This is a genomic window from Rhizobium sp. BK602 (genome assembly GCF_014195095.1).
Taxonomy (GTDB): Bacteria; Pseudomonadota; Alphaproteobacteria; order Rhizobiales; family Rhizobiaceae; genus Rhizobium.
This window is the reverse complement of sequence record NZ_JACIBC010000005.1, coordinates 428,091-440,330: the sequence shown is the minus strand read 5'-3', so window position 1 is coordinate 440,330 and position 12,240 is coordinate 428,091. Positions and strand designations below refer to the sequence as shown.

At 60.0% G+C, this 12,240-nt stretch carries 10 protein-coding genes and 1 pseudogene; 2 read left to right on the top strand and 9 right to left on the bottom strand.

Features of this window, described 5'->3' with window-relative positions; translation table 11 throughout:
- Positions 1-14 precede the first annotated feature (14 nt).
- On the top strand, positions 15-716 hold the full coding sequence (locus FHX11_RS18610; protein WP_184359215.1) for an aldolase/citrate lyase family protein: 702 nt from the start codon (positions 15-17) through the stop codon (positions 714-716).
- Positions 717-810: 94 nt separating this feature from the next.
- Here FHX11_RS18610 and FHX11_RS29955 read toward each other — a convergent pair.
- The 6 genes and pseudogenes from FHX11_RS29955 to FHX11_RS18585 form a co-directional block, all read right to left on the bottom strand.
- Positions 811-920, bottom strand: a pseudogene (locus FHX11_RS29955) (IS481 family transposase); the annotation flags it as partial.
- Between the two features lie 279 nt (positions 921-1,199).
- Positions 1,200-2,246: a LacI family DNA-binding transcriptional regulator gene (locus FHX11_RS18605; protein ID WP_348649717.1), complete on the bottom strand. Its 1,047-nt coding sequence runs from the start codon at positions 2,244-2,246 to the stop codon at positions 1,200-1,202.
- Positions 2,247-2,328: 82 nt separating this feature from the next.
- Positions 2,329-3,489, bottom strand: coding sequence for an alpha-hydroxy acid oxidase (locus FHX11_RS18600; RefSeq protein WP_246781068.1), 1,161 nt, complete (start codon positions 3,487-3,489; stop codon positions 2,329-2,331).
- Between the two features lie 99 nt (positions 3,490-3,588).
- On the bottom strand, positions 3,589-4,896 hold the full coding sequence (locus FHX11_RS18595) for an MFS transporter (protein ID WP_184359211.1): 1,308 nt from the start codon (positions 4,894-4,896) through the stop codon (positions 3,589-3,591).
- A 178-nt stretch (positions 4,897-5,074) separates the two neighbouring features.
- Complete coding sequence (locus FHX11_RS18590) at positions 5,075-6,016, bottom strand: dihydrodipicolinate synthase family protein (protein ID WP_184359447.1); 942 nt, start codon at positions 6,014-6,016, stop codon at positions 5,075-5,077.
- 205 nt (positions 6,017-6,221) lie between these two features.
- Entirely contained in the window at positions 6,222-7,607 is a 1,386-nt protein-coding gene (locus FHX11_RS18585) for an FAD-binding oxidoreductase (protein ID WP_184359209.1), read from the bottom strand.
- A gap of 556 nt (positions 7,608-8,163) precedes the next feature.
- Here FHX11_RS18585 and FHX11_RS18580 point away from each other — a divergent pair.
- Positions 8,164-9,489, top strand: coding sequence for an acetyl-CoA hydrolase/transferase family protein (locus FHX11_RS18580; RefSeq protein ID WP_184359207.1), 1,326 nt, complete (start codon positions 8,164-8,166; stop codon positions 9,487-9,489).
- A gap of 45 nt (positions 9,490-9,534) precedes the next feature.
- Here the strand turns inward: FHX11_RS18580 and FHX11_RS18575 are convergent, their stop codons facing one another.
- Genes FHX11_RS18575 through FHX11_RS18565 form a run of 3 tightly spaced genes read right to left on the bottom strand, consistent with a single transcriptional unit; the run spans position 9,535 to position 12,173 of the window.
- Positions 9,535-10,119 (bottom strand): isochorismatase family protein, encoded by a 585-nt coding sequence (locus tag FHX11_RS18575; RefSeq protein WP_184359205.1) that lies wholly within the window; start codon positions 10,117-10,119, stop codon positions 9,535-9,537.
- Positions 10,120-10,159: 40 nt separating this feature from the next.
- Entirely contained in the window at positions 10,160-11,230 is a 1,071-nt protein-coding gene (locus FHX11_RS18570) for an alkene reductase (protein WP_184359203.1), read from the bottom strand.
- Between the two features lie 40 nt (positions 11,231-11,270).
- Complete coding sequence (locus FHX11_RS18565; RefSeq protein ID WP_184359200.1) at positions 11,271-12,173, bottom strand: SDR family NAD(P)-dependent oxidoreductase; 903 nt, start codon at positions 12,171-12,173, stop codon at positions 11,271-11,273.
- Between the last annotated feature and the right edge of the window lie 67 nt (positions 12,174-12,240).

Sequence of the window (12,240 nt, the reverse complement as noted above, 5' to 3'; positions counted from 1 at the left end):
CTGGGAGGAAATCCATGAATGGTGCAAAGTTGCGCGCGCGGCTCCAGGCCGGCGAACCCATAACCATGTTCACACCGCATCATTCGTCCTCTGGACTGGCAGCCCGTCTGGTGGAGCTCGGAGCGGACTCTGTCTTCGTAGACTGCGAACACGGCACCTGGAGTTTCGAGGACGTCCGGGAGACGGCGCAGATCGTCCGCTCTGTCGGCGGAGCCGCGATCGTTCGTCCACACTCGCATGAGCGACCGGTCATCATCCGGTATCTGAATGCCGGTGCGGATGGCGTCATGGTGCCGATGGTTGATACCGCCGATCAGGCAAAGGCGATCGTGGACGCGGTACGCTACGCGATGCCATCCGACTACGAGAGGCGCCTGGTGGTGGCGATGATCGAAACGGTCGATGCGATCGACAATCTTGAGGACATGCTCAAGGTCGAGGGCATCGACGTCTTCTTCATCGGACCCGGCGATCTCTCCCAAAACATGGGCTTTCCGCCCGCGCCGCCGTTCGGCGAACCTCGCCCGTCCGAGGTTCGCGAGAAGGTGGGTGACGCTGTTCGTAAGATCCGCGCGGCCGGAAAGGTTGCAGGCACCCTGGTCACGGCAGACGAACTGCCCGGCTGGCTCGAGCAGGGGGTCCAGTTCTTCTACATCCACTCGGACCCCTTCTTGCGCCGTGGTATCGCCGCGATCAGGCAAACGCTGGCGCGGTGAAGGCCATGCCGTTGTTGGTGAGCACGGTGTGGGTCTTGTAGGGGAAAGATGTGGACGTAACCCCTATCGGCGATGCCTGGTATCGCCTGTCGGGCACGGGATATTGTCGCTCATGAACCGTTTCCGCCGTTCTTTGGTTTCCTCGACGGGCAGTCGGGATATGCCATGGCGTTGCAGGCAGCGGTGCAGCGCGCTCTGACTTAGTTGGGGATTGTGGTATCGTGCAGGCAGCCCTGCACGTCATCCAGTGGCAGCAGCATCTTCTGCTGAAATAGCGACATTGTGAACATTTGGACTTTGAAAGAGTATGCCCGAGTTTGCTGGACTGGCCCACACATTCGAGAATTTCACCCGTAGGACATTGCCGCCGCTCACCGGTTCGATGGATACGCAATTTCCCATACACGCATCGAAGTAGGTGTTCGTGGCGTAGATCGTTCCCAAAGTTCGATCAGGCACACGCCTGGCCGATATCCGATGCTTTTATGGCGCCGGCCCCGTGCTCTGCCGTATCTTAAGTTCCGGCTTGATCTCAACTGGATCTGGTACGTGATTTCGCTCCGCGATTGCTTGCAGAAGCGCCGTGGCGGCGCGGCGTCCGATTTCTTGGTTGTCGATCATCATCGTCGTAAGGGTGGGGCGAAATCGCGACGAAATCGCAAGGTTGTCGAAGCCGGTTATGGAGAAATCCGTTGGGGCGTCCAATCCGATCTCTTTCGCTCTCAACAAGGCGCCCAGTGCAATATTGTCATTCCCGCATATGATCGCCGTCGGCCGGTCTGTCTGGCCCATCATATGCAAGAAGCTCGAGGCCCCAAAATCCATTGTCGACGGACCGATGAGACAGCGGTCTTCGGCAATGGCCAAACCGGCATCCTTCAATCTATCCACAACTCCCTTTAACCTGGCCCTGACGCGATCATTGTTATCGAGCGGCTGGAAAATGGCGCCGAAGCTGCGGTGGCCGAGAGAAAGAAGGTGCTCGACGATCTCACGGAACGCGGCATAATTGTCGAATCCGATGCAAGGATGCGGGGACGTCCTGTTGAAGGCATAGGTCACAACATAGGGTACATGCCGCGACCTCAGGGCTTCGAAAAGTTCGGGGGGATGATCTTCGCCAACGATCGCAATCGCGTCGACCCCACGGGCAAGCATCGCGCGGGCTTGCCGCAAACCCTCTTGCGGATCGTAGTTTGAGCAACCGAGAAGCAAGGTGAAGCCGTGCTTGCTGAAGACGGATTGCATACCGCTGATCTGATTGGCAAAAATCTCGTTGTCGAGCGTCGGAATGATTGCGCCGGCAATCTGCGTCTTGCGTGACGCCAAGGCTCGACCGGCCGCGTTGGGAATCCAGTTCAGAGCGTGGGCGGCCTCGAAGACGCGCTGTCTGACCTCCTCCGACACCTTTGAGGGCTCATTGAATGCGCGCGAAACAGTCGCCGTAGACACATTCGCCTTTTGGGCGACTTCCTGAAGCTTGACCCGGCCGCTTCCATTGCGTGTTCGTCTTATGGGCTCACCTTCCAATTTAATCCCCGCCTCGCATCTCATGCATCCTTGCGTCGATACTTATGCGACCCGGAAGGCGATTGGAAAGGAAAAACCGGTTTCAGCCGATGCCGTGCCGCCGGGTCACGAGTTCATCTTGTCGCCTGTGAATATCCGAGAGGTCTCTAAGCCCCATCTGACCGATGGTGGAATCGATCTCCGTGCGCAGGAGGTGAATAACGGTGCTCACACCCTGTTGGCCGCCGGCGGCCAGTCCGTAGGCATAGGCGCGCCCCAGCAGAACGGCCTTGGCCCCGAGTGTCAGGGCTTTCACGACATGGGTGCCCCGGCGAATGCCTCCATCAAGAAAAACATCGAGCTTGTCGCCAACGACATCGACGATACGGGGCAGGGTTTCGATCGTCGAGGCGGCGCCATCGAGCTGTCTGCCGCCGTGATTTGAAACGACAATACCGTCGGCTCCGGCATTGAGGGCGTGAGCGGCATCCAGCGGGTTCAGTATTCCCTTCAGCAACAGCTTTCCGGGCCAGGCTTTGCGTATCCAGGCGATGTCGTCCCAGTTCATCGACGCATCGATATACTCGCCAAGCTTGGTCGCCTGCTCCAAGGCGTTGGAGCCATATTGCGGCATGCCGGCGAGGTTGCCGATTTCAGGGATGCCATGCCTGAGGATCCGGGCACACCATCCGGGCTTCTGGGCCAATGCGAAGGCCAGCTTCGGCGTGACTTTCGTCAGACTTCTAAATCCGTTGCGAACATCTTTTTCGCGAACGCCGCCGATCGGCGTATCGACGGTGACACATAGCACCTCGACATCGGTTCTGATGGCGATGTCGATCATCTTCTGCGCCAGGCCGCGATCCTTCAGCACATAGAGCTGAAACCACAGAGGCCCGCTTGTCGCTTCGCGCAACGCCTCGAGAGAGGTGATGGCGAAGCTGGACAGGCAAAAGGGGATACCGGCTGCGTGCGCGGCCCGTGCCGCCTGAATTTCTCCCCGCTCGGCAAAGAGACCGGAGAAGCCGACCGGACCGAGGAGGAAGGGGAGTGCGCGCTCCTTGCCGAGATAGCTGACCTTCTGGCTGCGGCTCGAGACATCGACCAGCACGCGCTGCTGCAAGGTCCAGTTCGAGAAATCGCTGATGTTTCTGTGCGCAGTTTCTTCGCTGAACGCCGCGCCGTCGATGTATTCGAAAAATACCTTCGGGAGCTTCCTGCGCGCGAGGAGCCGGGCGTCCTCTACGTTTGCGATCACCATCATCTTATCCTGAATGGATATGGCATCTTGATGCCGGTCGTCGTGGTAGTTGCAGGCTCCGGCCCTGAACGGTCGGAGCCTTGTTGAGTTGGCCTTCCTGCCTCAGTTGGAAAGCGGCTTCAGCCGCGGCAGAAGGAAGGCGTAGTTCGCAGCGCCAATGAGAGCAACGCAGCCGGCGATAATCAGCGGCAGCTCGAACGAGGAGGTGATACCGGTAATGACGCCCATGAGGATTGGGGAAATGATACCCGCCAGATTGGCAGCGGCATTTTGAATGCCACCGATCGAGCCGACGTGATGGTTTGCAGGCGCGACATCGCCCGGCAGGCACCACACGGAAGCGGCGGCGAAGGTGCTGGAGAAATACGAAGCGGACAAGGCGAGCAAGGCCATGCCGACCGTCGGCGACAAGACGGCCAGGCCGATCGTCGAGGTGCCGAGCAGCCCGCCCACCAGGCATACTTTGCGCGCAGTCGTAAGGTCCGTTCCGCGGCGAACGAGCCAATCGGAGACCAGGCCGCCCGTCCAGCCACCGATCATGGATGCGATACCCGGAATCATCCCGAGAAAACCAAGCTTGAGCAGGCTCAAATTGTAGGTGCTGACGAGATAGGAGGGGAACCAGGTGATGAAGAAGTAGGCGCAAAAATTGACGCAGAAGAAACCGATCATCATGGCCCAGATGGTGCGCTGTTTGAACAGGGCCGGCCAAGACAGGTCGTCCTGAGCAATGTTCTTGGCGCTCGCTTCCCCGTCGGCCTGAATATAGTCCAGCTCCGCCTTGCTGAGTTGCCTGGATTCGGCCGGGGAGCGGTAGAAGAACCACCACGCGATCGCATAGATGACGGCCAGCAAGCCTGCGGCGACAAAGGCATGGCGCCAGCCTGTCCAGGAAATGAGCAGCGCAACCAGCGGAACGGAAAGGGTGGAGCCGATCGGATTGCCATTGTTGAAGGTGCCGGAAGCGAAACCGCGCTCGGATCGCGGGAACCATTGCGAAACCGCTTGGGCGGCCGCAGGAAAGCCCGGAGCTTCGCCAATGCCGAGGAGGAGGCGCAATACGATAATCGAGGTGACGCCCCAGGCAAAACCCATCCCGATTGTGGCAAGGCCGAATGTGAGGGCCGAAAGGGCAATCATCTTGCGCGGGCCGAGGCGACCGGCAAGGTAGCCCATCGGCAACTGGCCGCTTGCATAGGTCCAGAAAAAGGCAGACAGCAGGACGCCGCTAATGGCGGGCGACAGGCCGAACTCCTCCTTGATCGACGGCAGGGCCACGCTCATCGTCGCGCGGTCCATATAGTTGACGGCGATCCCGAGCGTGATCATCAAAAGCACCACGTAGCGGTGCTTCCCGACCCGCGCATCCGTCGCGACGGCCTGTGGTTTGGTCTGGGTCAATTGAACCATTTATGCAATCCTCCAACAAAATGCCCGACCGCGATGCGGAGCGGATTTTCCTCCCGTTTCAGGAACCTCAAGCGAAACAATCCGCAGATCGATATCTGTAAGCGCTTACATAAATTAAGCTGCGAGACCCTGGTCTCAATTTGAATATCGATCACCGTTCCTGCCGGATTTTCCTGCGTCAACGCCCCTTGGCGTGTTCTGCCAGGCGCGTTCGAAATAGCTCCGTTCCTTCAACGATCTTGTCGAGGAGAGCGTCGAGGGCCCAGTATTTTTCCCTGATGTCGATGCCTATGACCCGGCTGTGTGCAGAGCCGAAGGTGCCGAGACGTTGATGATAAAGCTTTGCGAGCTTGGGATAGCCCATGGGTTCCGCCATCGCAGCCAAGGCGAGATAGATGGAAAGCTCGTCGGCGAGCTTGGATGCCGCATGGCGATTTTCAAACAGCCATTTGTAGAGATCCGGATGGAAATTGGTGAACACGCCGGTAAATCCAAGAGAGCCGGCCTTCATGGCGTCGTAGGCGATCGCGGCATTGGCATTGACGATCGCAAGCGGCGTGTCCTTTACCAGCGCGACCCGTCGCTTCACCGTTTCCAGATCGCAGGAGACGTCCTTCAGGATATGAAAACGGCCGCCGTTGGCGCAATACATCAACTCCTCATCGGTGAGCAGGCGCCGATAGGGGGCAGGGCATTCATAGAGTCCGAGCGGCAGATCGCTCGGCAGCTTTGCGAGAAGCCAATCGAGATCGTCGATGAATTTCGTACCGCCCTGCTGCTTCGCATCGAGGCGATTGGTGACGAGCACCATGCCGTCGACGCCGGTGGCGGCGATCGCGTTTAGTTCTTCCGACTGTTCTTCAAGGCTTTCCGCGACATGCCCGGATGCAATGACGGGAACCCGTCCGGCGGCCGCCTTCTTCACGAACGCGGCGAGTTCCACGCGCTCGTTCAGGCTTAGAAATTGCATCTCGCTCGATTGGCAGACGGCAAAGAGCGCGTCCGAGCCGTTTGCGATGTACCATTCGACCAGCTTGCCGACGCCGTCATAATCGATTTCACCCGTTTCCGCGAACGGCGTGATCATGACCGGAATGATGCCCTGGAATTTCTTCATTATGTCTCGCTTGCGATCGTCTTGCTGGCTGTTGTGCAGGCAGGCTTTCGCTGCTGCGTATAGAGGAGGGGAACGTGGATACAACTGCGACCAGTTCGTATCGATTTTTGTAAGCGCTTACATTTCTCAATTCATCACCTGTGTCAAGGAGCAATCCGGTCGCCCAGACTGCTCCGCACAGGCTATGGTTTAAAATCGTCCTTGCCGGTTACAGCACCTTGCCGGGATTGAGCAGGTGCTGCGGATCGAGCGCGTCCTTGAGGCGCTGCATCAATGCCAATTCCTCGGGGCTGCGGACGAAGGATAGGAACGGCTTCTTGGTAAGGCCAATCCCGTGTTCGGCGGAGATGGTGCCGCCAAACTGGCGTACCTGATCATAGACGATATTGACGATTTCGTCCTTGGGCTGGGGACTTTCTCCCGGCACACAGGCAACGATGTGGATATTGCCATCGCCGATATGGCCGTAGAACAAGGCTATGATGCTTGGAAATCTTGCGCGCAATGCGGCAAGGCAGGACCGGACGTAATCATCCATTCTGGCAACGGGCAAACCGATGTCAAAAGGCTCATGCGGACCCAGTACCTGCGGAAACTCCGAACAGGCGTCGCGTACGCCCCAGAATGCGCGCACATCGGCAAGCGATTGCGAAACCGCGGCATCCGCCAAAATGCCCGCCTCGGCCTGCTGCTCGAGCCAGGCCTGGAAACGCGGCGCGTCGATAGCCTCATCGGTTCCCTGCGCTTCCACCAGTACATAGGCGCCATGCTTGCCGGCAATCGGGTTGCGGACGCCGGGCATCGCGATCACGGTGTCCCAATAGTCCGGCCACATCACTTCGAATGCGGAAAGCAGGGGTCCAAGGCCGCGTCTCGCCGCCGAAAGCAGGTCGAGGACCTTGCTGTAATCCTCCAATGCGCAAAGCGCGGCCATGGTGCAGCCCGGTCGCGGCGATAGTCGCAGCACCGCTCGCGTAATGATGCCGAGCGTGCCCTCGCTGCCGATAAACAGATGTTTCAGGTCGTAGCCCGCATTGTTCTTGATCATCTTGTTGAGGTTTCGGATGATGGTGCCGTCGGGCATCACCACTTCCAGACCCAGAACCATTTCGCGTGCCATGCCATAGCGAATCACACGGTTGCCCCCGGCATTCGTGGACAAATTGCCGCCGATCGCGCACGATCCACGGGCGCCAAGATCCAATGGGATGAAGAAGTCGGCAGCAGCGGCCGCCTCCTGCACGACCTGCAGCGGAGTGCCGGACTTCACGGTCATCGTGGCGGCGGCGGGATCGATTTCCTCCACACCAGTCATTTTTTCGAGCGACAGCGCAACGGCGCCGCCAATCGGCCGGCCGCCGCCGCATAGTCCGGTCAGGCCGCCCTGCGGGACCACCGCGACCCCATGCTCGCTACACAAGCGCATGGTCGTTGCCACACCTTCCGTGTCCGTCGGACGTACGACGCAAAGTGGCGTTTCCGGCCCGAGTGTCGACCAGTCCTTGAGATTGCGCGGCGGAATTGCCTCGTCAACCAAGACAGTGGTCGGGCCAAGCGCTGCGACAAGCGCTCTGATCAAAGCCGAGCCAGTCATGACGTCATCCCTTCTGATTTCAAAGATTTAACAAGTTAAGCCACTTGCATCAGAGATGATGTCGGCTTGTTGATCGATAGTGAGAAGCTCGCGTTCATATCATTTCGAGACAAAACGATGGTTGTTGGGAGTGAGCATTGTTTCTCAGCGAAACTTAAGGCGGGAGCGTGATTTGTAAGCGCTTACATATCGACCGTCCATGTGGCTTGTCAATCATTGTCCCCACCGTCTTCTCGATGTGATGGAGCGACCGCGTGTTCGTGACGACAATGCTGTGCTCACGGATCGGGGAAATCGTCGTCGCCCTCGGCCGGAAGCACGGCGCGCTCCGTGCCGTGCCGCCTCACGAGCTAGTCGGGCCGGCTGACCCCGAAGAAATGACCGGTCTCCCACATCACCGGTCGTCCAGTCTTGCCAGAATACGCATTACGCGGTTTTGATAAGGGGTGTTCCGTGGAGGCCAAGGCACCTGCAACGATCGTAAAGGCCGGTGAGGACGGTGAACAAGACAATCGACGTTGATTCTTTCTGAAAATAGCACCGGGAGGAGGACCCAATGACTGCTATGCATCAGATGCTGTATCGCGAGCGGCTGCGATCCGCAAAGGAGGCTGTCGCTCTCATTCCGTCGGGCGCGAAGGTCGCGATGCCGATCGCTGCCGGTCAGCCGCCCGCCATTCTTGCCGCGCTCGCTGAGCGGGCCCGGGCGGGGGCCGTCGACAATGTGCGGCTCCACTATCTTCTCTGCACCGGCGTTGCGGGAACCAGTGTTTTCGATTTCGACCTCTGCCATCGGATCATTCCGATAAGCTACTTCCATGGCGGCGTGGAGCGTGCGCTCGACAAGAGGCGATCGGCGGAGGCATTGCCGGCCATCGACCTGGTGCCCTGTCATTTCAGCCAGGTGCCGCGCTCCCTGGTCGAGCATGTCGGCGTGGATACGCTGATTGCAACGGTCGCGCCGATGGATGCGGACGGCAATTTCAGCCTGGGCGCCAGTACCGACTATGCGCTTGCAGTGTCGCGGAAGCCGGGAATTCGGCTGATCCTCGAAGTCAATGCCAAGATGCCCTACGTTCGGGGCGATTGCATGATCCCCGTATCGAGCGTGACGGCGCTCGTCGAAAACGACGTCAGCCTGCCGATCCTGCCGGCGGCGCCGAGCAACGAGGTGGACGATGCCATCGGTGCGATCGTTGCGGGCCTGGTGGAAGACGGCGATTGCCTGCAAATGGGCATCGGCGCCTTGCCGGATGCGGTGTGTTCGCGGCTTTCGCACCATCGCCACCTTGGCATCCATACGGAAATGATGACGGTGGGCCTCGCCAATCTGGTCAAGGCGGGCGTGGTCGACAATAGCCGCAAGCAGACGCATATCGGGCGGTCGATCTTCACCTTCGCGCTCGGAGATCAATCGCTTTACGACTTCCTGCACAACAATCCGGACGTTGAAGCCTATCCGGTCGACTATGTGAACAACCCATTCGTTATTTCTCAGAACGACCGGGCGGTGTCGGTCAACGCGACGCTGCAGATCGATTTGAACGGGGCGTGCAATTCGGAATTTATGAACGGCCGGCAGTTCAGTGCGTCCGGCGGTCAGGTCGATTTCGTGCGTGGCGCCTATGCGTCGCGGGGAGGACGGTCTATCATCGCCTGTCATTCCACCGCGGCCAAGGGCACGCTCTCGCGCATCGTTCCGGCGTTGACCGGGCCGGTGACCACATCGCGCAACGACACGCATATCGTCGTCACGGAATATGGATGGACGAATCTCAAGGGCAAGTCCGTTGCCGAACGAGCAAGGGCACTGATTGCGCTGGCCCACCCGGATTTTCGCGAGCCGCTGGAAAGGGCGGCCCATGGGTTGGGCGCCGGCTGATAGGCAGAGCCGCATCGGCGGCCCTGCGATATGATATCATCTTAGCTAAGCCGCCAGTGCCTCGACCAGCACCTGTGCCAACTGGCCGCCTTCCGGCGTGGCCCAGCTCCCAGCCAGTTCGGCGATGAGCTGGTTGGTGCTCGTGATCGTCGCCCCGGCCTTGTCCATGCGACGGATGGCGATCTCATCCGCCATCTTGCTGGGCGAGGCACCGGCATCGGCGACCACCTGCACGTCGTAGCCTGCTTCCAGCAGGCTCAATGTGGGATAGACGGTGCAGACGTCGTTGGTGACGCCGGCGATGATGATCTTCTTGCGTCCGGTTGCCTTGACTGCGGCGGCGAAGTTTTCGTCATCCAATGCGTTGACGATGCCGAGGCGTTTGATACGCGCAGCAAATTCGGCCGGCAGCAGCTCCTCCAGCTCGCTCAGGAGCGGACCTTGCGCATGGTCTTCCATGCTCGAGGTAAGGATTGTCGGGATTTTGAGAATGCTTGCCGTCCTGGCCAGCATCAGCGCATTGCGCTTCAACTCCTCGAACGGCATCGACTTTGCCCAGCCCATGGTGCCGACCTGATGGTCGATCAGCAGCATTGCCGTATTGCTGGCGGTGATTGTGTCTCGGGACATGATATTCTTCCTTGTTGATTGGGTCGCTGCGGCCGCGGCTTTAGGCGCCGGCCGTGGCGATGGTCGGATAGTCGGTGTAACCTTGGGCATTGCCGCCGAAGAAGGTGCCGCGGTCCGCCGCATTGAACGGAGCGCCGGCCTTCAGACGCGCGATGAAATCCGGATTCGCCAGGACCGCCTGGCCATAGGCTTCCAGATCGGCCAGGCCCGAAGCCACGTCGGAGCCGATCTCCTCGCGCGGCCGGCTCGGCCGGTTGAGGATCAGCGGGTGCTCCCAGAGCTTGCGAATGTCCGCCAGCAGCGCCTCGTTGCCTTGGTGCATAATGTGCAGATAGGCGAGATCGAGCTTGTCGAGCTGGGTGACGAGATAACGGTAGAGGTCGGAGCCTTCCGGACCCTCGTCGATGCCCCACATGGCGGTGCCGGGCGACAGGCGAATGGCTGTCCGGTCAGCGCCGATCTCTTCGGCGATCGCGGCCGCGACCTCGACGGCAAACCGTGCGCGATTTTCGATCGAGCCCCCATATTCATCGAGGCGGATATTGGCGCTCGGCGCGAAGAACTGCTGGATCAGATAGGCATTCGCGCCATGGATCTCGACGCCATCGGCGCCGGCCTCTATGGCGCAGCGGGCCGCGTGGCGGAAGTCCCGGACGGTCTGGCGTACTTCCTCGGTCGTCAGGGCGCGCGGTGTCGGAATATCCTGCATGCCCTTGGCGGTGAACATCGGCGCGCCCGGTGCGATCGCCGACGGCGCGACGCCCTGACGATGATGCGGGGTATTGTCGGGATGCGACATGCGCCCGGCATGCATGAGCTGAATGAAGATATGGCCACCCTTGTCATGCACAGCGGAGACGATTTTCCGCCAGCCGGCAATCTGGGCATCGGTATAGATGCCCGGTGTGGTGAGGTAGCCCTGTCCGTCGTCGGAGGGCTGGGTGCCCTCGGTAACGATCAGGCCGATCTCGGCCCGTTGGGCATAGTATTCGGCCGCCAGCGCTCCGGGCGTGCCGTCGAATTCGGCGCGGCTGCGGGTCATCGGCGCCATGACAAGCCGGTTCGGCAGAACATAGCGACCGACGTCAACGGTCGTGAACAATTTGCTCATGATGCAATCCTTGCGATTGGGTTGTAGGAGGCGGTCTTGATTACGGGAGCCGGAACGGAGCCACCTGGACCTTCGCCCGCGCCGCCAGTGTCTCGGAGGCTGCCATTATCTTGCTGACGATACGATTGGTCAGCTTGGACGACGGCAGGATCGGCTCTCCCTTGTTGTTGAACATTGCGCCGCTGTGACCTTCGATATCCGGGGATATGAGAAGAGGCGCGATCCGCTCGGCATAGCTTTCCGGGCTGCTCGTCATGAAGCCGGTCATCCACTCGACGATCCGCAACACCATTTTAGGACCGAAGAGATTGCTGCGGATGCCGGTTTTGACGAAGCCCGGGTTGAGCCCGAAGAAGGCCGCCTGCGGATAGCGAGCGGCGGCATCGAGAACCAACGCCTCGTTGCCCGCGACCGTGTTCATGTGCGCCGTCCAGCGGCTATACGATGTCTCGCTGTTCAGATCGTCCGGCTTCCCGAGCTGATTGCTGCCGGGGAAACCCATGACGAAGACGCGCGGCTTGGTCGATGCCTCGGTCCGACCCTTGCCGAGGCGCGGGCCGATCTCGTTGAGCATGACGAACCGGCTCAGATAGCTGATGGCGACGTCCCGCTCGATACCGTCGAGGGTCTGCTCACGCGTAGGCCCGGCCATGATGCCGGTCGTGAAGATGACGAGATCGAGCGTTTCGGCAGGCAGGCTCGCGCCGACCCGCCTGGCTTCCTGCATCAGGCTTAGATCCGCCTTGATGAAGCTGATTCCGGATAGGTCGGAATCGCGGAATGTCTGGCCAACGACCACGACATTTGCGCCGTGTGCCGCGAGGTGACGGCTCAGTGCACGGCCGATGCCGCCCGTTCCGCCGATCACGGCGATCTTCAATCCCGTGAAGTCGAGGCGCGTCGCGGCAATAGGCTGCCACGTCCAGCTCCTGTCTCGTTTCATAAGACCTGTCCTTTGTCGAATGAGACCTCTTGGCGAGTCTCGTCTGATGACGTGCGGGGTCTCACAA

Bases quoted from the DNA above. Each gene is read 5' to 3' on its own strand.
- FHX11_RS18595 (WP_184359211.1), bottom strand. From the start codon at position 4,896: ATGGTTCAATTGACCCAGACCAAACCACAGGCCGTCGCGACGGATGCG.
- FHX11_RS18580 (WP_184359207.1), top strand. From the start codon at position 8,164: ATGACTGCTATGCATCAGATGCTGTATCGCGAGCGGCTGCGATCCGCA.
- FHX11_RS18610 (WP_184359215.1), top strand. From the start codon at position 15: ATGAATGGTGCAAAGTTGCGCGCGCGGCTCCAGGCCGGCGAACCCATA.
- FHX11_RS18600 (WP_246781068.1), bottom strand. From the start codon at position 3,489: ATGATGGTGATCGCAAACGTAGAGGACGCCCGGCTCCTCGCGCGCAGG.
- FHX11_RS18570 (WP_184359203.1), bottom strand. From the start codon at position 11,230: ATGAGCAAATTGTTCACGACCGTTGACGTCGGTCGCTATGTTCTGCCG.
- FHX11_RS18565 (WP_184359200.1), bottom strand. From the start codon at position 12,173: ATGAAACGAGACAGGAGCTGGACGTGGCAGCCTATTGCCGCGACGCGC.
- FHX11_RS18575 (WP_184359205.1), bottom strand. From the start codon at position 10,119: ATGTCCCGAGACACAATCACCGCCAGCAATACGGCAATGCTGCTGATC.
- FHX11_RS18585 (WP_184359209.1), bottom strand. From the start codon at position 7,607: ATGACTGGCTCGGCTTTGATCAGAGCGCTTGTCGCAGCGCTTGGCCCG.